This is a genomic window from Leucobacter salsicius M1-8, from assembly GCF_000350525.1.
Classification (GTDB): Bacteria; Actinomycetota; Actinomycetes; order Actinomycetales; family Microbacteriaceae; genus Leucobacter; species Leucobacter salsicius.
The window spans coordinates 102,940-121,557 of the sequence record NZ_AOCN01000008.1 but is presented as its reverse complement, the minus strand read 5'-3'; the positions used below and the strand labels follow the sequence as shown (position 1 = coordinate 121,557).

Here is an 18,618-nt window from a genome sequence, read left to right as displayed (position 1 = left end):
GTTACCCAAGGTTGCATTTCATGCTATGGGGCGGCTCACGGCCTTGGCTAGGCACATGTGTGACATCTGCATGAACAGCCTTATGTAAACCCATGCTTTTACACGCAAATGGGCCCGTGAGCTGCAGCGAAGCAGCGCACGGGCCCATCGATCCGGATCAAAGACCCGGCGGGTTACGACCTAGCCAGCGTAGGTGTCGATCGCGAGGATCTTCACCGGAATCTGGTTGCCATTGGGGGCCGCGTAGCTCAGCTCATCGCCGATCTTGCGGCCGAGGATCGCCTGGCCCAGCGGGCTCTCGGCGCTGTACACGTCGAGATCCGAGCCGTCGGCGAGCTCGCGGCTGCCGAGCAGGAAGCGCTCTTCGTCACCAAACACCTCAGCGGTGATGATCGTGCCGATCTCTACAATGCCCGATGCCTCGGGGGCCTCGCCCACGACGGAACGCTTGAGCAGCTCTTCGAGGTCGCGAATGCGCGCCTCCATCTTGCCCTGCTCGTCCTTCGCAGCGTGATAGCCGCCGTTCTCCTTGAGGTCGCCCTCTTCGCGAGCGGCCTCAATGCGCGATGCGATGTCCTTGCGGCCTGCGCCGGTCAGCTGATCGAGCTCTCCCTTGAGCCGGTCGTAAGCGTCTTGAGTGAGCCAAGTGGGGGTGGGCGTGGCCATGGTAGATCCTCGATTCCCGGAAAAGTAGCGCGCAGTGGGTGCGCAACGGTGTGCGCCCGGAGGCACGTAGATAATAGCTACGCCCCGACAGTGCGGGGCGCGCCTCCCAGGCTAGCAGGGTGTGCTAGGAGATTGTCCAGCACTCGCGGGTCGTCACGGCAACCGCGGGGTTCGTGACGATGAGCTTCGTGGTCACGGTGTGGGTGAGCTGGTCGCTCGCGGGGATCTCGAGCACCTTCCAGCCGACGGTGGCCTTGGACGCGTTGATGCCCTCGACCGCGCACGCGACCGCGGTGCCGGCGGCGGCGGTCACCTCGAACTTGACGTTGAGCACCTGGTCGGACTCTGCCCTGTACCCGATGTCCTGCCATGACACCTGCTGGCCGTTCTGCCAGCCGCTGAACGCGAAGAATGCGACGGCTGCAGCGACGAGCGCGCCCGCGATGCCGTACGCGACCCGGCGATCGAAACTGCGGCGGCGACCCGAGCCATACCGGCTCTCGAGCGCCTGCTGGGTCGCGGGGTCCACCGCATCGGGCGTCGGGGCCTCGGCGAGATCCGGATCCTCGGGGTGCTCGAGTTCGTACTCGCGGTCATACTTGTTCTCGCGCGCCGGATCGGTTGAAACGGGGCCTGTGTGAGCGGGATCTGCCGGTGACACGGGAGGCTCCGATCTGTGCTGGGTAAACTAGAAGCTCTGGCCAGCGTAGCTGGAACCACCGGGAAGCAGATGTGAGAGGACCCGCATGGCGCTGAGGTTGATCGCTGTACACGCACACCCCGACGACGAGTCCAGCAAAGGCGCGGCGACGTACGCACACTATCTCGACGAAGGTGTCGAAGTTATGATCGTGAGCTGCACGGGCGGTGAGCGCGGCGACGTGCTCAACGAGCTTGTGGCCCGCGACCCGAAGAGCCGACGCGACCTGTCGGGGCTGCGCCGCGACGAGATGGCGCGCGCCCGCGACATCATCGGGTTTGAGCACCGCTGGCTCGGCTACCAGGACTCGGGTCTGCCGCCAGAGGGCGTTGCCGTGCCCCCGGGATCGTTCGCGGACATTCCCGCCGAGGTCTCTGCAGAGGTGCTCGTGCGCATTATTCGCGAGTTCAAGCCGCACGTGATGATCACCTACAACGAGCAGGGCGGCTACCCGCACCCCGATCACATTCGTTGCCACGAGATCAGCAGGATCGCGTGGAACGCGGCGGGCAATGCCTCGGACTACCCCGACGCGGGCGAGCCGTGGCACATGTCGAAGATGTACTACGAAGAGATTTTTAACGCGAAGCGGGTCGACACGGTCTATCAATGGCTGCTCGACCACGACGCGGAGTCGCCCCTCATCGGGCAGTTCGCTGAGCTGCGCGAGTGGATGTCGAAGCGTCCCTACCGGGGCACGGCCCAGGTCAATGTCGGCCGATTCTTTGAAAAGCGCGATGAAGCGCTGAAGGCCCACCAGAGTCAGGTGGCGCCCGACAGCACATTCTTCTTCTGGCCCATCGACCTGCAGCGTGAGGTATGGCCATTTGAGGATTATCGGCTCGCGGCGTCACGTGTGGCGACCAGCGAGTTCGAAGCCGATCTGTTTCAGGGAATTGAGGAGGAACACGCGTGAACGTGTGGACCAGTGCTGTAAATGTCGCGGTGAGGCTTGCCGAAGAGACCGCCGACGACACCGTGTTTGACCCCAACAAGGTCTCTCCCGGGGTCGAGGGCTTTCTGATGACCGGCCTGCTGGCCGTTGCGGTGATCGGGCTCGGATTCGTGCTCGTGCGCCGAATGCGCGCCAACAACTATCGTCACGAGGTGCGCGAGCAGATCGAGGCGGAGCTTGCTGAGGCGGCCGATGCTGCTGAGACCGAAGCTGCTCCGGATCGCGGCGACGCTGGCGAGCCCGGCGCTGCGGGCGCTCTCGGCGCCGACGACTCAGCCCAGAAGTAGTGGCAGTGGCCGGCGGATTCGAAAGCGTGCCCGGCAGCCCGGCGGGCGCGCACGGAGCCGCCGGTGCCGGCGACCCGTTCGATGACCCGTTTGGGGACGCCGCGTACGGGGACCCCGACTTCTTCGACACCGGCGGCGAGTACGCCGAGCGCTGGCCGGGGGAGGCCTGGGGTGCTCCCGCGCCGCACGCAGGCTCGGGGTCGGCTCAGCAGGATGCTCCCGTAGCCTCGGAAACTCCCGGGCCAACGGGATCCGGCGCAGAAATCGGAGTGGGCGCTGCGTCTGCCGGACCCGCCGCCGCGGGCGGCCAGCACGTGGGGCGAGACCCGCGCGAGGTGCTTGCCGAGGTCTTTGGCTACGACGCGTTCCGTGGCGATCAAGAGGACATTATTCGGCACGTAGCGGCGGGCGGCGACGCCGTCGTGCTCATGCCCACCGGCGGCGGAAAGTCCATGTGTTACCAGGTGCCGTCGCTCGTGCGCGAAGGCACGGGCATCGTTCTGTCGCCGCTCGTGGCGCTCATGCACGACCAGGTGGCCGCGCTGCAGTTGGTCGGCGTGCGTGCCGCGGCGCTGAACTCCTCGATGAGCTTCGACGAACGGCGCGAGGTCGAAGACGCCTACGTGAGCGGCGAGCTCGACCTGCTGTACCTCGCGCCCGAGCGGCTCTCTTCGGCGGGCATGATCGACTTTCTCGCGCGCGGCCGTATCGCGCTGTTCGCGATCGACGAGGCGCACTGTGTATCGCAGTGGGGCCACGACTTTCGGCCCGATTACCTGCGGCTCGGGGCACTTGCTGAGCGCTGGCCTGACGTGCCGCGCATCGCGCTCACCGCGACCGCGACCCCCGAGACGCACCGCGAAATCACCGAGCGGCTGCACCTCGATCGGGCCCGTCACTTCGTGTCGAGCTTCGATCGCCCCAATATTCGCTACCGCATCGAGTCGAAGCAGAGCGCCCGCGCGCAGCTGATTCAGTTCGTGCGCGGCGAGCACGCGGGCGACGCCGGCATCGTCTACGCGCTCAGCCGCAAGCGAGTTGAGCAGACGGCGAAGGCCCTGCGCGATGCGGGCGTCGATGCCGTTGCGTACCACGCGGGCCTGCCCGCTCACGAGCGGCTTGATGCGCAGACTCGGTTTCTGCGCGAGGACGGCGTGGTCGTCGTCGCGACGATCGCGTTCGGCATGGGCATCGACAAGCCCGACGTGCGGTTCGTCGCGCACATCGACCTACCCAAATCGATTGAGGGCTACTACCAGGAGACCGGCCGTGCGGGCCGCGACGGGCTGCCCTCGCAGGCCTGGCTCGCCTACGGGCTGCAAGACGTCGTGCAGCAGCGCCAAATGATCGAGTCGGGCGACGGCGATCAGACGACCAAACTGAGCCAGGCTCGGCACCTGAACCAGATGCTCGCGCTGTGCGAAACGGTGACGTGTCGCCGCGAGTTCCTGCTGAAATATTTCGGGCAGGAGGCCACGGGAGCGTGCGGCAACTGCGACGTCTGCCTCAACCCGCCCAAGCTGTGGGATGCGACCGTGCCCGCCCAGATGCTGCTCTCGACCGTGTTGCGCACGCAGCGCGAACGCGGGCGCACATACGCGGCGGGGCAACATATTGACGTGCTGCGCGGCGTCGCGTCTGAGCGCGCGACCCAGATGCGGCTCGACGAGCTCACCACGTGGGGCGTCGGCAAGGAGTGGTCGGTCGCGCAGTGGCGCGGCGTCGTGCGTCACATGCTCGCGGTCGGGCTGGTTGAGGCCCGCGGCGAGTGGGGCGTGCTCGAGCCCACCCAGGACGCGAAGCCTGTGCTGCGCGGCGAGGCCGCGGTGCACATGCGTGAGGAGGTGCTCGCGCGGGCCGCGGCCTCGGGCACTGGTACTCGCGGGCGCCGAGTGCGGGGTGCGTCGGGCGCGGGTGCGTCTGGATCCGGATCGAAGCAGTCGGCCGCAGCCGCCGACCTCACTCCCGCGCAGTCAGAGGTCTTCGAGCGCCTGCGCGCCTGGCGGGCCGAAGAAGCGAAGCGGCAGGGGGTTCCCGGGTACGTCGTGTTTGGAGATGCGACGCTGGCGGCGCTGTCGGTGCACGCGCCCGCGTCGGACGACCAACTGCTCGCGATCTCGGGCATCGGTGCGGTGAAGCTCGAGCGCTACGGCGCGGCGGTGCTTGACGTGCTCGCCGCGTAGCGTGTGCCGTCATCGGGATACGTGCGCACGGTACATATCTAAATGACGAGTCCATACCGAAATTGCGCAATTATCGTGTGGACTCGTCATTTCGATGTGGAGTATGAGACGCGGGCGCAGGTGCAAATTCGCGTCCGGATCCAATCCGGTGCGGTACGTGAGCCAAGATCCGGCGCGCGAACATGATCAGTGCCGAATCGCGGGCCGGAGTGCCTCGCGGTCTACCGCAGATACACCGGATCGAGCACGAGTAGCAGCGCCGCCGTCCAGTGGCACAGGAACGCGAGCACCGTGAGCGCGTGGAAGATCTCGTGGAACCCGAACACCCCGGGCACCGGGTTCGGGCGCTTGAACCCGTAGACCACCGAGCCGATCGTGTAGAGCAGCCCGCCCACCACCACGAGAATCATCGCGGCGAGGTTCGCCGCGGCAATGTCACCGAGGAATGCGACGGCCGCCCAGCCGAGCGCCACATACAGCAGCACGTACAACCAGCGCGGCGCGCTCAACCAAAACACCCGAAACCCGATGCCGAGCGCCGCCCCGGCCCACACCGCGATCAGCAGAATGACGCCCTTTTCGAGCGGTAGCGCGAGCAGCGCGATTGGCGTGTACGTGCCCGAGATCAGCAGAAAGATGTTGGCGTGGTCGAGCCGCCGAAAGACCTGCTTCGTCGCGGGCTTCCAGTTGAAGCGGTGGTACAGCGCCGAGACGCCAAACAGCAGCATGCTCGACAGCATGTAGACCGCCGCCGCCCATTTCGCGATCGGGCCGTGGGCAACCGAGATGAGGACGATGCCGGCCGCAATCGTGAGGGGAAAGGTGCCGGCGTGGAGCCATCCGCGCCAGAGCGGCCTGGGTTCCTCGGCGGCGGCGCTCTTGGCGGCGGCGTTAGTGGGAGCAGCGCTGGATGTGGCAGCGTCGACGTTCTCGATCGCGTCCTCGAGAAACGGCAGGTCTGCGTGCGGCTCGGCGCGGTCGGACCCGCCATTGAAGCGCGGATCGGGGCCGGTCGGGGTGCCGGAATCGGACGCTGCGGCGCCGTTGGAGGTCATACTTCAAGTGTACGTACTGCACAGTTTTGGGCAGGCATGTGTGTGGACATCACCCAGCCGGTGTCCCCGCGCCCGGCATCAACACGCACCCAGCGGGGAAGCCCGGCTGGCCGATAGAATCAGTCCTGTGAACGCGCAGCAGTCGACACCCCGAGCCGGTCTGCTCTACCGGCTCTATCAGCGACGCCTGCGCCGTCAGCTCGACCCGAAGCTCGTCCCGGGCCACATCGCCGTCATCGTTGATGGCAATCGTCGCTGGGCGAAACTGCGCTTGCAGGAGCGCGCCGCCTTCGGTCACCGCGCGGGCGCCAAGAAAGTGCCCGAGTTCCTCTCCTGGTGCGAGGAGGCCGGAGTCAAGACAGTAACCCTGTACCTGCTGTCGGCCGACAACCTTGGCGCCCGCGATTCCGAAGAACTCCAAGACCTGTTTGGCATCATTGCCGACCTGGCCACTGAGCTCGCTGCCCACGAGGGCTGGTGCGTGAAGCACGTCGGCTCGAGCGAGGGGCTCTCGCCCGATCTTGCGGCGGCGCTCGCCGCCGCCGAGGCGAACTGCTCGGAGGTCTCCGACTCTGCCGTGCCCGCCACGAAGCTGCACATCAACCTGGCCGTCGGGTACGGTGGCCGCAGCGAGATCACCGCCGCGGTGCGCGACATCATCGCCGAGCACCAGGCCGCTGGCGGCACGATCGAGAATCTGCCCGAACGGCTCACGCCCGAGACCATCGGCGAACACCTGTGGACCCGCGGCCAGGCCGACCCCGACCTCATCATTCGCACCTCGGGCGAGCAACGCCTCAGCGACTTCATGATCTGGCAGTCGGCGCACTCCGAGTTCTACTTCGTCGAGGCGCTGTACCCAGACCTCCGCGAGGTCGACTTCTTGCGCGCTCTGCGCGACTACTCCACTCGACACCGACGCCTCGGAGGCTAAACGATGCAGCACCGCGACCACTCCCTGCCCGATCTGACCGGCCAGCGCGTACTGATCACGGGCGCCTCCGGCGGCGTGGGCGGCGGCATCGCGGAGGCGTTCGCCGACGCCGGTGCCCGGGTCGCCGTGCACTACCGCGGCTCGGCCGAGACAGCATTCGAGCTCGTCGAGCGATTGCGCGAGCGCGGCAGCGAGGCGGTCGCGGTGCGTGCCGATCTGGGCGAGTCCGGATCCGCCGAGGCGCTGATCCAAGACGTCGTGCGCGCGCTCGGCGGCATCGACGGCCTCGTGAACAACGCGGGTGTGCAGCCCGTGCAGATGCTCGAGGACACGAGTCGCGCAGACTGGGACGCCGTGCTCGGCACCAACCTCGGCGCAGTGTTCGAGTTGTCGCGAGCGGCGGCGTCGGCGATGGCCTCAGTGGACTCGGCCTGCAACCGTTGGATCACCCACATCGCGAGCGTCGAGGCGCATCGCCCGTCGCCCGCGCACGCCCACTATGCCGCGGCGAAGGCGGGCCTTATGATGCACGCGCGTGCGGCCGCACTCGAGCTGGGGCCCGCCGGGATCCGGGTCAACACGGTCTCACCGGGACTCGTTGAACGCCCTGGGCTCGAAGAGGCATGGCCCGAGGGGGTCGCGAGCTGGCGCAGCCACGCGCCGCTCGGTCGCCTCGCGACGGCCCGCGACATCGGCAATGCGTGCGCGCTGCTCGCGTCGCCCGCGGCGAGCTTCATCACCGGCCAGGATCTGGCGGTCGACGGCGGCATGCTCGCGACGCCGGGCTGGTAACGAACCGAAGAACGACTGTAGATAGGGGAGTCTGATGGGGATCCAAGAGACTGTTTTGCTCGCCGACGCGATGCTGACGCCCGCGGGCGTTGTCGCACCGGCAGAGCTCGCCTTCGATGCTGCGGGGCGCATTGTGTATGCCGGGACTCCGCGCGTCGCGGGCACCGGGCACGAAGAGATTTCGGTGCAGATCGGGGGCACGCTGCCGGGCGAGGGCGCTCACGCAGCCGATGTCGTCGTGCGCGATCTCACCGGCCATGTGCTGATGCCCGGTCTCGTGAACGGGCACACGCACTCGGCGATGACGCTGCTGCGCGGGGTGTCCGATGACGAAGGATTCATGCCCTGGCTTGCCGCGGTGCAGGCGCTCGAGCAGCACCTCACCCACGATGACGTTACGGTGGGACTGCAGCTCGCCATGGTCGAGATGATCGAGACGGGCACCGTCGCGTTCGCCGACATGTACCACTGGGACGAGCGCCTGATTGAGCTAGTGCGGGGCACCGGCATGCGCGCGATGGTGGCACTTGCGTCGTTCGCGCCCGAGGCTGTTGGATTCCCCGGGGTCTCGCCCTGGAACGGGGCCGATGCGGTCGAGCAGACGGAAGAGCTTGCCGCGCGGTATGCGGGCGACGCGCAGATTCGCGTGGCCTACGGCCCGCATGCGCCCTACACTTGCCCGCCCGAGTTCTTACGCGAGATCGCTGAGCGGGCGAAGCGGACGGGCATCCCGATTCATACGCACATCTCGGAGTCGGCGGCCGAGGTGGCGCAGATAACCGCGCAGTACGGGGCGACCCCAGCGGCGCACCTCGCCTCACTGGGGCTATTTGATGCCAATGTGCTCGCTGCACATTGTGTGCATCTTACACAAGCTGAAATTGAAGATATGGCCCGCTACGGGGCCGCCGTGAGCCACAATCCGGTCTCAAACCTGAAGCTGGGTTGCGGTATCGCCGCGCTTCCCGAGTGGCAAGAGGCGGGGCTGCGCGTCAGCCTCGGCACCGACTCAGTGGCCTCGAACAACTCGCTCGACCTGTTCGAGGAGATCAAGCTCGCCTCGATTCTGCACCGCGGCGGGAAGCAAGACGCCGCGGTGGTGAAGGCAGCCGACGTGCTCGCCATTGCGACGAGCGGCGGGGCGGACGCCCTCGGATTCACCGAGTCGGGGTCCCTCGAAGTCGGGCTCCTCGCCGACGTAATCGCGCTCGACGTTACGGGATCCGGCGCGACGCCGCTCGACCTCGCGGGGGCAGACACCGCCGCGCTCACCTCGCACCTCGGCTTCGCGGCCACGGGCAGCGACGTGCGGCACGTATTCATCGGCGGCCGCCATATCTACGCCGACGGCACGCACCTCACGATTGACGCCGACGCGGTGCGTGCGCGAGCGCGCATCGCACGCGCACGCCTGCACGCGGCCGCTGATGATGCCGCCGCCAACGCCGCGGGAGACGCCGCGGCGTCCCCGGCAGATCAGGGCTAACGGCGCACACACGACTTACACTTCTCCATTCTCACCGCACCAACGAAAGGCCCCACCATGGCACCCGTACGACTTCCCGCTGACGCCGAACTGCCGCTGCTGCGCGCACGCGTTTCAGACCTCGCAGACCGCGCCCTCGTGGTCGGCGACCCCGGCCGCGCCGCCCGCGTCGCTGAGATGCTCGACGACGTCAAGCAGCTCTCGGCCAACCGCGAGTACCACGTCTATTCGGGCAGCTACCACGGCGTTCCCGTGACCGTCGCCTCGCACGGCGTCGGCGCCGCCGGTGCCGCAGTCTGCTTCGAGGAGCTCGCTCGTGGCGGCGTGACCCGAATCATCCGATCCGGCACCGCGGGCGGCATTCAGCCCGAGGTCGTCGACGGCGCGATTGTCGTCGCGACGGGCGCCGTGCGCGCCGAGGGCGTGAGCCACCAGCTCGTGCCCGCCGAGTTCCCCGCGATCGCGACCCCCGAGCTGACGATCGCGCTGCGCGGCGCCGCCCAGGACACCGGCCTGAACGTGCACACGGGCATCGTGCTCACGGGCGACATGTTCTACCCGAGCGAGGTCATTGTGGGCGTCGACCATGCCATGTGGCAGCGCGCCGGCATCGTCGCGGTCGAGATGGAGGCCGCAGCGCTCTTCGTCATCGCCTCGCTGCACGGCATCGAGTCGGGCGCGGTCTTCGCGATCGACGGCAACCCGCTCGCCGCGAAGAACGACTCGATGGACGGCTACGACCCCTACCGCGAGATCGTCACGCAGGCCGTCGACGGCGCGCTCACCGCAGCCCTCGACGTACTGGTCTCCTAAATGGCTAACGCGCAGCACCCCACGGCCTCGCCCGCGACTGCCGCGGTGCGCCCCGCCTACGCCGCTGTGCTCTTCGACTGCGACGGCGTGCTCGTCGAGTCGGAGGGCATCACGAACGGGGTGCTGTGCGAGATGCTGCACGAGCTCGGCTGGCCCATCTCGGAGGCCGATTGTGTCGCGCTGTTCATTGGGCGCGCGCTTAAGGACCAGTGGCCCGTGATCCTCGAACACACGGGCGTGCGCATTGACGACGCGTGGATCGGGCAGTTCCGGGCACGCCGCGACACTGCCCTGCGGGAGCGGGTTGCGGCGAACCCGGGGGCGCTGGGCGCGCTTGAGGAGATCCGGCGCGCGTACGGTCCCCAGATCGCGGTCGCGAGCGGGGCCGATCGGGCCAAGGTCGAGATGCAGCTGGAGCTCACCGGCCTCGCCGAATTCTTCGGCGACCGGGTGTTTAGCGGCATGGAGATGCCGCGGTCGAAACCCGCGCCCGATGTGTATCTCGCGGCGGCTCGCGCGCTGGGGGTTGCTCCGGATCGCGCCGTCGTGGTCGAGGACTCCGTTGCCGGCGTGACCGCCGGGGTCGCGGCGGGCGCGACCGTGCTGGGCTACTCGAACGGATCGCTCACGAGCGCGCCGCCCGAGGCACTGCGCGCCGCGGGCGCGGCTGCCGTGATGTCTGACATGGCCGAGCTGCCGGGGCTCGTGTGCGCGGCGACCGACGGGCCGGGCGCGTAGCTACGCGATGTGGGTGCGGTCGAACGCGTCGAGGCTGATGCCGCGCGCGAGCACCCGCTTGGACCACTCCTTGGCCGAGTGCAGGCTGTGGTCGCGGTAGTTGCCGCAGCTGATCGCTTCGGTGCCGGGCACGTCCTCCCAGGTGATGCGCTCGGCGAGATCTTCGAGCGAACTCTTGATCGCCGCAGCAACCTCGGCCGGCGTCGGCTCACCCCACAGGATCATGTGAAATCCCGTGCGGCACCCGAACGGGGAGATGTCGATGAGCCCGTTGATGCGGGTGCGCAGGAGCCCGGCGATGGTGTGCTCGATGGTGTGCAGGCCGGCGGTGGGAATCTCTTCCTCGTTGGGCTGCACTAGGCGAATATCGTAGTTCGAAATCGCGTCACCCTTGGGGCCGTGTTCGATGCCGATGAGGCGCACGTACGGCGCCAGCACCTTCGTGTGGTCCAACGAAAAGCTCTCGACCTCGGCCAGTTCTACGTCACTCATGGCGACAGTTTAAGCACGCGGCTGGCGCGAGCGGGGGAGTATGACGCCGCGTAACGGTCGACCCTGAGCGGGCCCCAGAATGGGGGCGTAGGGTGCCACTATGAACGACATGCTCTTCGCCCCAGTTCAGTCCACCCGCATCGCGAGCCGCCTCCTCGCGGCCGCTGCCCTCGGATCATTGCTGTTTGGCGTCGTCGGATGCAGCGCGAGCCAGACCCCGGACGCCGCGCCTCCGTCACTTGGAACCACGCAGGAAGAGCTGTCTGATTCCAAGGCGGGGGCCGATGCTTCAGGCGGGGCGGACGCCCAGGCCGCCCGGGATGTGGTCGATCAGGCGCCTAATGCTTCGGCCGCAGACGCCCTTGCCGCAGCCCAAAAACTATTCACCGGAGAGCTCACGAAGATCGCACTCGACCATCGCATCGACGGCACGCTCGAGTACGACATCGACCTGGTTTCGAGCACCGAGAAGTACGAGGTTGAACTCAGCGCAGACACCCTCGAGGTGTTGTCAGAAGAACGCGAACCGCTCGACCCGGGCGACGACGATCTCCAGGAGGCCTTCGACCTCGGCGCCGTTATTGACGTGAGCAAGGCCGCCGCCACCGCGCGCCAATCACAGCCCGGCATCATCAACGAGTGGAACCTCGAGGGTGACAGCGATGGCAGCGTTGTGTACGAGTTCGATGTCGTGCCCGACGGCTCCACCGACGACATCGAGGTGCGGGTCAATGCGCTCACAAACGAGCTGCTGCCCCGCAGCTAGCTGACTCTTGGGCCAGCGGCGGACCGGGAAAGACGACCGGGCCCGTGCGCAACGAAATGACGCCACCCAAATCACAAGATTTGAGTGGCGTCATGTGCGTTCGAGGCGCTGCGGCGCGCTCATCGCGAGGCGTTACGCCGCGCGAGCGAGGTCGCGACGTGTGAAAGCGATGCGGGCTCCGGATCCGGCCGGATCCTTGGCGACCTGCACCTCCCAGCCTGCGCGGTCGAGGGTCTTCAGGTCGGCACGGGCGTCAGCGAAGCTGGTCGTGTCGACGACGTACAGGGTGCGGCCTGCGCTGCGGTAGACCGAACGCTGGTCGGCCCACTCGGGTACGCGCATCGCGTCGGCGGTGCCGAGCGAGTGGTACGGGGTGCGCAGCGGAGCCGCGGCGCGAGCCGAAGTGTGGGCAGCGGTGCGGCCCGGGCGAGTGAAGTTCTTGAGGTTCGTAATGTTGGTCATAATGGTGTCCTTTCGTGCGCACCGTCATGGTGCGCGGTGTGCGAGACCAGCTCGCGGGCTCTCTACAGAGCCGAATGTGTGCCCGGCGTAAATGCATGCAATATCGAGGGATCGAGTGCAACGCCTGGAGCGGTGGTGATTGCGTGAAACCGTTGTCGCGGCTACGCGTGCGGAGCGCTTACGGCGAGGATGATCCGGAAGTTGTGGCGGCCGCCCCTCGGGCGACTCGCACGTTTCATTCGCGCGCTCAGCTTTTTAGTATAGAACACATTTTCGAGAATCGCCAGTTGAAGTGTGAATTACAAGAAATGTCGACGATGCAGTCGCAATTTGCGGGGTGTGGCTAGCATGTGAGCATGACTGATCGACAGGCCTTGCTCGTCACCCCAGAGGCGCTCGCAGAACAACTTGCTGTGGAGCGTGACGCATGGCGCTCGGGTGGAGCCCAGCTTCCCAGGACTCTCGTGCTTGACGTGCGCTGGAGCCTCGCCGAGCCCGACGGTCGCGCGGCGTTCAGCGCCGGCCATGTGCCGGGCGCCGTCTACGTCGATCTCGAATCGCAACTGTCGGGGCACGGCCCCGCGACTGCGGGGCGGCATCCACTGCCGGGCGATGAGTTACTGACGAACGCAGCGAGGCGGTGGGGTCTTCGGCCGGGGGACCGGGTCGTGGCGTACGACGGTGACGGAAACCTGGCAGCCGCGCGTGCATGGTGGTTGCTGCGCGACGCGGGCGTCGACGTACGGCTGCTCGACGGGGCCTGGCCCGGCTGGATCGAGGCCGGGCTGCCGATCGAGACCGGCACTGACGAGGCGGGCACTGACGAGGCGGGCGCGCTCGAGGCCAGCGCAGTCGAGGCCAGCACAGTCGAGAGCAGCGTCGTCGGTACCAGCGGCGACGGGCATCCCGAAATCACCCTCGTGGGCGGGCGCATGCCCCGGCTCACAATTGAGGAAGCGGCGGTCTGGGCCCGCGATGCGGTGCTACTCGATGCGCGCGCCGCCGAGCGCTACTCAGGCGACAGCGAGCCGATCGATCCGCGTGCCGGACACGTGCCGGGCGCGCGCAGCCTGCCGACGACCGGCAACATCGACGCGGCCGGACGATTCCTCGAACTACAAGAATTGCGCGCCCGTTTCGAGGCTGCTGGAGTAGGCGTCCCCGCCGCCGACGAGCGGGTGGCGGCGTATTGCGGATCCGGCATCACGGCCAGCCACACCCTGTTCGCGCTCGAGCTCGCAGGCCACCGTGGGGCCCTGTTCCCGGGCTCCTGGTCGCAGTGGGCCAACCACCCCGAGCTGCCGGTCGCTACGGGCCCGCTGCCCTAATGATCCGAGCGGGCCCCGTTCGAACGACGCGGCCCGCGCAGCACTGCGCCCGGCTTCCCACGAGGGGAACCCGGGCGCAGGTGTGCGTGACGCGGCTAGTCAGAAACCCGTCGGTGAACGCTTACGCAAGGCGCCCCGCGGCGCGTGCGCGCACGATTACGGTGTCGTCCATGTAGGCGACGGGCAGCTCCTCGAGTGCGATGACCTCGACCGACGCGGGCTCGGCGCCCGCCTCGATTGCGCGGGTGGTCGCGTCGGCTCGCACTGCATCAACGGCCTGCTGGCGGGTCGTTTCGCGCAGCGAAAACACCTGCTCAGCCTGGCCCGCGACGTCGCCGAGGGCCGCGCCCACGGCGTTCGCGGCGCTCGAATGCTCGGGGCGAATCACGTCTGAGACGCCATCGAGCGCGGCGGGTGAGATCGCCGCGCCGCCGCCGACCAGCACGACAGGCACGGGGGCCGCGCTCGGCTTCATCTGGTCGATGGCTTCTTCGAGGAATCTCCGGATCGCGGCATCCGCCGCCGAAAGCTGACTCGGTTCGATCTCGGGGGCGGGCTTGCCCTCGATGTCGAGCCGGCCGACCGCCATCGCGACGTCGGTCGCTGTGAGCGTTGATCCGCCAAACGCGAGCGCTTCGGAAGTGATGCGGTAGCCGACGCTGTCGGGGCCGAGCACGACGGACGTGGCCGAGCCAGCATCACCCTCGCCGCCGCGCACGATCGTGCCGCCGCCGAGCCCCACCGACAGCACGTCGGGCATACGGAAGTTCGTGCGAATACCGCCGATTTCTGCCGCGTGCGACGACTGCCGGGGGAACCCATCGACGAGCACGCCGATGTCGGTCGTGGTGCCGCCGATGTCGACGACGAGCGCGTCACTCACGCCGCTCAGGTGCGCCGCGCCGCGAATCGAGTTCGTCGGCCCGCACCCGATCGTGAAGACCGGGTAGCGCAGCGCGAAGTCGAGCCGCATGAGCGTACCGTCGTTCTGCCCGAAGTAGATGTCTGCATCGATGCCGTGCTCGATGAGCGAGCGGGCGAAACCGTCGGCCATGTCGCCCAGCGTACGAATCAGCGCAGCGTTCAAGATCGTCGCGTTCTCGCGCTCGAGCAGCCCGATCGATCCGATCTCGACGGACCGCGAGACGGGCACGTCGAGCGTCTCGCGCACGATCGCCTCGGCGCGCAGCTCGTGCGCGTCTGCGACCGGTGCGAATACGCCCACGATGGCGATGGCGTCCACAACGCCCCGCATCTCGGCGGCCGCGGCGCGAATCGCGGGCTCGTCGAGCGCGCTGATCTCGCGCCCGTCGAACTCGTTGCCGCCGTTGATGACGTAGGCGGGCCCGGCAACTGCGTCGCGCAGATCAGCGGGCCAGCCCTCGAACGGCGGCACGGCAGTGGTCGCGGGGCCGCCGAGGCGCAGCACGCCGACCCGGCCGAGGCCGCGCCGCTCGACAATCGCGTTGGTGCAGTGCGTCGTGCCGAGCATGGCGGCACTCACTTCGGCCTCGGGAATCCCGGAGGCCTCCAGCACGAGATCGATGGCTCGGGCGACACCGTCGCCCGAGCGGGCCTGCGTGGGGGTCTTGATCGAGGCGAGTACCCGGCGGTGCTCGTCGAGCACGACCGCGTCGGTGTTGGTGCCGCCGACGTCGATGCCAATTCGGTAGTTCATACGCGGGCCTCCTGCAGGGTCAAAACAGATTCCGGATCAGTGCCCGCGGGCGCCAGCGCCCCCGCGGCGAGTTGTTCCACCGGGGTGAACGGTACGTCGTAGCCGAAGTAGGCGGGTCCAGCGGTCTCGAGCCCGCGCTCCGTGCGCCACTGCGGGTTGCACGGGAACGCGACGATCGTCACGCGTGCGCCGTAGCGCACGGTCTCGGTCGTAATGGGCTGCCCCGTCGACTGATCGAGCACCGCAATGAGATCGGGGGTGACGGCCGCGACCTGGCCGTTACGCGTGCCAAGCAACATCTCGTTCTGGAACGACAGCTCGAAGGTTGCGCCCCGGTCGGAGCCGGTGCCGTCGAGCACGGCGCGACCGCGCGTGAACCCGCCCTGGATGGCGCGCTCGATCTCGCTCACCTTGCCGTCGAACAGGCGGAAGCCGCCGAGCTTGGCAAGCATCACGTCGATGCGCTCGTCGTCGCGCACGGTGCTGCTGCGCAGCAGCCGCCCAATGTCGCGCGCCATCGTGAGTGTGCCGGGGATCGCGCACTCACGAGCCACCGATCCGGGATATGCATAGTCGATCATGGTGGCCGAGCCGCCCATTTCGAACGTGAGCACGCGCGCGAGGCGCTCAGACCAGGCGCCGTCGACGGGGTACGACAGTACGGCGTTGCCCTGCGCGTCGACGAGTACGACCGCGCCGGGGCCGTAGCCCGCGAGGTGGAACGTCACCATCTGGGCCTCGGGGAACGCGCGTCCCATAGCGTCGCCGTCCACGATCGGAAGCCCGCGTTCGGCGGCAGCCGCGATCGGGATCAGTGAGTTGCCGCCGCCGATCTCGATGGGCATGATCGCCGCAATTTTGCGGCCGGTGCCCTGCTCGAGCAGGTCGAGGGCGCGGCCGATCTCCTCGGCACCCGCGATCTTCTCGATCGAAACGGAGGGCGCCCCGATCATGCCCACGGGCACGACGAGGCCTTCGTCATCGAGATCCTCGACCTGCAGCACCGTAACGGCACCGTGATTCCGGATCGCACGTTTCGCGTGCAGCGAGCCCACGTGGGGGTCGCCGCCACCGCCCGTGCCGAGTACGGCGGCGCCGATGGCGATGTCGTCGATGTCGGCCTCGGTGATGCTGGTGAGTTGCTGGTTGGTCATCGCTGGGGTCCTTCCACGACGGGCTGTGCGGTGTCATGCCCTGAGCTGGGTGCCGGCACCTGGACGGCGCCGGCTTTGCCGGTGATGCGGCCGCGCACGAGCGAGATCAGTGCGTGCGCAATGAAAGCCGCGAGGATCGCGTCGAGCGCCGGAATCGTCGTAAGCGAGATCACGCCGAGCCCGAGACCGTCGCCGGCCTGCGTCGTCATGACGCCGACGAGGCAGCCGATGCCCCATGAGACGAACGCCCACGCGTCGACCGTGGGCACGCTCGCGGCGGTCGCTTCGTGGTCGACCCCCGGTGTCGCGTGCTGGCGCAGGCGACTCGATCGGCGGGTGAAGAACTCGGCCAGGTAGACGCCGCCGTAGGGGGCGATGAAGGTGCCCATGACCGAGATGAACGGAATGAACGCGTCGTAGATGCCCGCGATCGCGGCGCCGATGGCGATGGCTCCGCCGATGAGCGTGAGGTTGCGGCGGCTGACGCGCGTGAATACGACCGACAGGTTGAGCGCTGCCGAGTAGAGGTTGTTCGTGTTGGTGGTCCACTGCGCGAGCGTCAGCACGATGAGCGCGAAGGCGCCGAGGCCGAGCACGAAGAACATGCGCATCAGATCCTCGATGCCCATGACGCGCGACAGCACGAGGGCGACGAGCACGATGAGCGAGTTGCCGATGAAGAACCCGACGAAGCCCGCGGCCATGGCCTGCTTGGGGGTCTTTGCCCAGCGCGCGATATCGGGCGAAACGATGACGCCAAACACGAAGATGCCCATGACGAGCGATACGGCGCCGCCGAAGGTGAACTGTGCGGGGACGTCTGCGAGCAGGTCACCCGTGCCGAACTTGGTGAACGCGAGCACGACCGCGAGGCCGAGCAGGCCCACGAGCAGGGGCACGGCCCACGAGCTGAGGCGCTGAATCGAGCGGTAGCCCCACAGCGCCGTGAGGATCATGAGGATTCCGCCGATGACGGTGAACAGGTGCACCGGCAGTTCAATGCCGAAGAGCTCATCTACGGCGATCCGGGCGTTGTCAGCAAAGAAGCCCGTCTGCACACCGAACCAGCCGAGCGACGAGATCGCCATGGCGATCGCGATGACGCGGCCGCCGATGCTGCCGAACACCGCGCGTGAGAGCATCGCGCTCGTGAGGCCGGTGGCGGCGCCGACGTAGGTGCAGGCCATGGCGAGCAGGCCGAGCAGCACCGAGCCGAGGATCGTGGCGCTGAGTGCTTCGTTGAAGGGGAGCCCGTTGCCGAGCTGCACGCCCATGATGGTGCCCGAGAGGTCGATGCCGATGGCGATCCAGATGCCGGCGATCGGCAGCCAGCTCTTGCGCTCGGAAGCGGGAACGGTGCCCAACTCATAGTCGGATTTGGTGGCTACCGCGCGTGCCTTGGCGGCGCCCGCGTCGTGTGCGTGTGTCATGAAGTTTGGTTCTCCGTCGAAGCAGGGGGCGTGATGAACAGCGCCAGCGTGCTCCAAGTGTGTGAAAGGTGCTCTGCGTAGAGCTCTGGTGAGTAATGACTCATCTGTAGGAAGAGCCCGTCCATCAGGCACAGGAAATGTGAGGTGAAGGCCTCCGGGGGCAAGCTTGTGAATTGTCCGCGGTGCACGCCGTCGAGATATGTCTCGCGAACGGCGGCCGATAGCTCGGCGTCCCAAACCTGGAACGCGTCGATCAAGCCTGATGGCTGTGCCATGGTGCGGCCCAGCGCTGTGCGTAGATGAAGAGCGAGGAGATCGGGGCGGTCGCGATAGAAATCGCTCACCCCGGTCAGGATGCGGTGCAGCCGCTCGAGCGGATCGAGCGACGCCGACTCTGCAATGAGTGCGGTAAAGAAGCTGCGGTGTTCGGCAAGTGAGAGCACGTACACCTCGGTGTACAGCTCCTCCTTGTTGGCGAAGTGGGCGTAGATCGAGGGGGCCTTAATGCCGACATCGGCTGCGATGTCGCGCAGTGAAGTCTCGACATAGTCGGCCCGAGCAAACCGCGTCAGTGCGGCCTGCAGAATGCGTGAGCGGGTCATTGATCACCTAACTAATGGTCGTTAGGCAGAGCTTAGGCTGCGAGTCTCGCGCTCGTCAAGCCTGCACAGGCCCTGAGCGCCGGGACGGGTGCATTAC

General features: G+C 67.5%; 19 protein-coding genes. 10 read left to right on the top strand and 9 right to left on the bottom strand.

Annotated elements, in window-relative coordinates; all coding sequences use genetic code 11:
* Positions 1-180 precede the first annotated feature (180 nt).
* Both greA and C795_RS0102670 read right to left on the bottom strand, forming a co-directional pair.
* Positions 181-666, bottom strand: coding sequence for a transcription elongation factor GreA (greA, locus tag C795_RS0102675; RefSeq protein ID WP_017792218.1), 486 nt, complete (start codon positions 664-666; stop codon positions 181-183).
* A gap of 124 nt (positions 667-790) precedes the next feature.
* A complete protein-coding gene (locus tag C795_RS0102670; RefSeq protein ID WP_017792217.1) occupies positions 791-1,327 on the bottom strand; it encodes a DUF4307 domain-containing protein in 537 nt (178 codons plus the stop codon).
* Positions 1,328-1,412: 85 nt separating this feature from the next.
* On the opposite strand from C795_RS0102670, the gene mca reads away from it, so the two are divergent.
* Genes mca through recQ form a run of 3 tightly spaced genes read left to right on the top strand, consistent with a single transcriptional unit; the run spans position 1,413 to position 4,791 of the window.
* A complete protein-coding gene (gene mca / locus C795_RS0102665) occupies positions 1,413-2,282 on the top strand; it encodes a mycothiol conjugate amidase Mca (RefSeq protein ID WP_017792216.1) in 870 nt (289 codons plus the stop codon).
* A complete protein-coding gene (locus C795_RS14960) occupies positions 2,279-2,608 on the top strand; it encodes a hypothetical protein (protein ID WP_017792215.1) in 330 nt (109 codons plus the stop codon). The genes mca and C795_RS14960 overlap by 4 nt, the downstream gene beginning before the upstream one ends.
* Complete coding sequence (gene recQ / locus C795_RS0102655) at positions 2,608-4,791, top strand: DNA helicase RecQ (RefSeq protein WP_017792214.1); 2,184 nt, start codon at positions 2,608-2,610, stop codon at positions 4,789-4,791. The genes C795_RS14960 and recQ overlap by 1 nt, the downstream gene beginning before the upstream one ends.
* A 221-nt stretch (positions 4,792-5,012) precedes the next feature.
* On the opposite strand, the gene trhA is transcribed toward recQ, so the two are convergent.
* Positions 5,013-5,846: a PAQR family membrane homeostasis protein TrhA gene (trhA, locus tag C795_RS14955; protein WP_017792213.1), complete on the bottom strand. Its 834-nt coding sequence runs from the start codon at positions 5,844-5,846 to the stop codon at positions 5,013-5,015.
* 127 nt (positions 5,847-5,973) lie between these two features.
* Here trhA and uppS point away from each other — a divergent pair, with 127 nt between their 5' ends.
* From uppS to C795_RS0102625, 5 genes are read left to right on the top strand one after another with little or no spacing between them, the layout of a single operon-like run.
* A complete protein-coding gene (gene uppS, locus C795_RS0102645) occupies positions 5,974-6,780 on the top strand; it encodes a polyprenyl diphosphate synthase (RefSeq protein WP_017792212.1) in 807 nt (268 codons plus the stop codon).
* Positions 6,781-6,783: 3 nt separating this feature from the next.
* Positions 6,784-7,572, top strand: a complete 789-nt coding sequence (locus C795_RS0102640; protein ID WP_017792211.1) for an SDR family NAD(P)-dependent oxidoreductase — start codon at positions 6,784-6,786, stop codon at positions 7,570-7,572.
* 34 nt (positions 7,573-7,606) lie between these two features.
* Positions 7,607-9,058, top strand: coding sequence for an amidohydrolase (locus C795_RS0102635; protein ID WP_017792210.1), 1,452 nt, complete (start codon positions 7,607-7,609; stop codon positions 9,056-9,058).
* A gap of 57 nt (positions 9,059-9,115) precedes the next feature.
* Positions 9,116-9,871 (top strand): nucleoside phosphorylase, encoded by a 756-nt coding sequence (locus tag C795_RS0102630; protein WP_017792209.1) that lies wholly within the window; start codon positions 9,116-9,118, stop codon positions 9,869-9,871.
* Positions 9,872-10,609, top strand: coding sequence for an HAD family hydrolase (locus C795_RS0102625; RefSeq protein ID WP_017792208.1), 738 nt, complete (start codon positions 9,872-9,874; stop codon positions 10,607-10,609).
* Here C795_RS0102625 and C795_RS0102620 read toward each other — a convergent pair whose 3' ends face one another.
* On the bottom strand, positions 10,610-11,101 hold the full coding sequence (locus C795_RS0102620) for an S-ribosylhomocysteine lyase (protein ID WP_017792207.1): 492 nt from the start codon (positions 11,099-11,101) through the stop codon (positions 10,610-10,612). It lies immediately after the preceding gene.
* Positions 11,102-11,201: 100 nt separating this feature from the next.
* Here C795_RS0102620 and C795_RS0102615 point away from each other — a divergent pair, with 100 nt between their 5' ends.
* On the top strand, positions 11,202-11,867 hold the full coding sequence (locus C795_RS0102615; RefSeq protein ID WP_017792206.1) for a PepSY domain-containing protein: 666 nt from the start codon (positions 11,202-11,204) through the stop codon (positions 11,865-11,867).
* Positions 11,868-11,999: 132 nt separating this feature from the next.
* Here C795_RS0102615 and C795_RS0102610 read toward each other — a convergent pair whose 3' ends face one another.
* Entirely contained in the window at positions 12,000-12,329 is a 330-nt protein-coding gene (locus tag C795_RS0102610) for a hypothetical protein (RefSeq protein WP_017792205.1), read from the bottom strand.
* 356 nt (positions 12,330-12,685) lie between these two features.
* Between C795_RS0102610 and C795_RS0102605 the strand changes: the two genes are divergently transcribed.
* Entirely contained in the window at positions 12,686-13,657 is a 972-nt protein-coding gene (locus tag C795_RS0102605; RefSeq protein WP_017792204.1) for a sulfurtransferase, read from the top strand.
* Positions 13,658-13,778: 121 nt separating this feature from the next.
* On the opposite strand, the gene C795_RS0102600 is transcribed toward C795_RS0102605, so the two are convergent.
* From C795_RS0102600 to C795_RS16435, 4 genes are read right to left on the bottom strand one after another with little or no spacing between them, the layout of a single operon-like run.
* The gene (locus C795_RS0102600) at positions 13,779-15,335 is read right to left on the bottom strand and encodes a hydantoinase/oxoprolinase N-terminal domain-containing protein (protein ID WP_017792203.1); all 1,557 of its coding nucleotides are present in this window, start codon (positions 15,333-15,335) and stop codon (positions 13,779-13,781) included.
* Entirely contained in the window at positions 15,332-16,489 is a 1,158-nt protein-coding gene (locus C795_RS0102595; RefSeq protein WP_017792202.1) for a DUF917 domain-containing protein, read from the bottom strand. Before C795_RS0102595 ends, C795_RS0102600 begins: the two co-directional genes overlap by 4 nt.
* Positions 16,486-17,919 (bottom strand): cytosine permease, encoded by a 1,434-nt coding sequence (locus C795_RS0102590; protein WP_017792201.1) that lies wholly within the window; start codon positions 17,917-17,919, stop codon positions 16,486-16,488. The genes C795_RS0102595 and C795_RS0102590 overlap by 4 nt, the downstream gene beginning before the upstream one ends.
* Positions 17,916-18,521, bottom strand: a complete 606-nt coding sequence (locus C795_RS16435) for a TetR/AcrR family transcriptional regulator (protein WP_017792200.1) — start codon at positions 18,519-18,521, stop codon at positions 17,916-17,918. Before C795_RS16435 ends, C795_RS0102590 begins: the two co-directional genes overlap by 4 nt.
* Between the last annotated feature and the right edge of the window lie 97 nt (positions 18,522-18,618).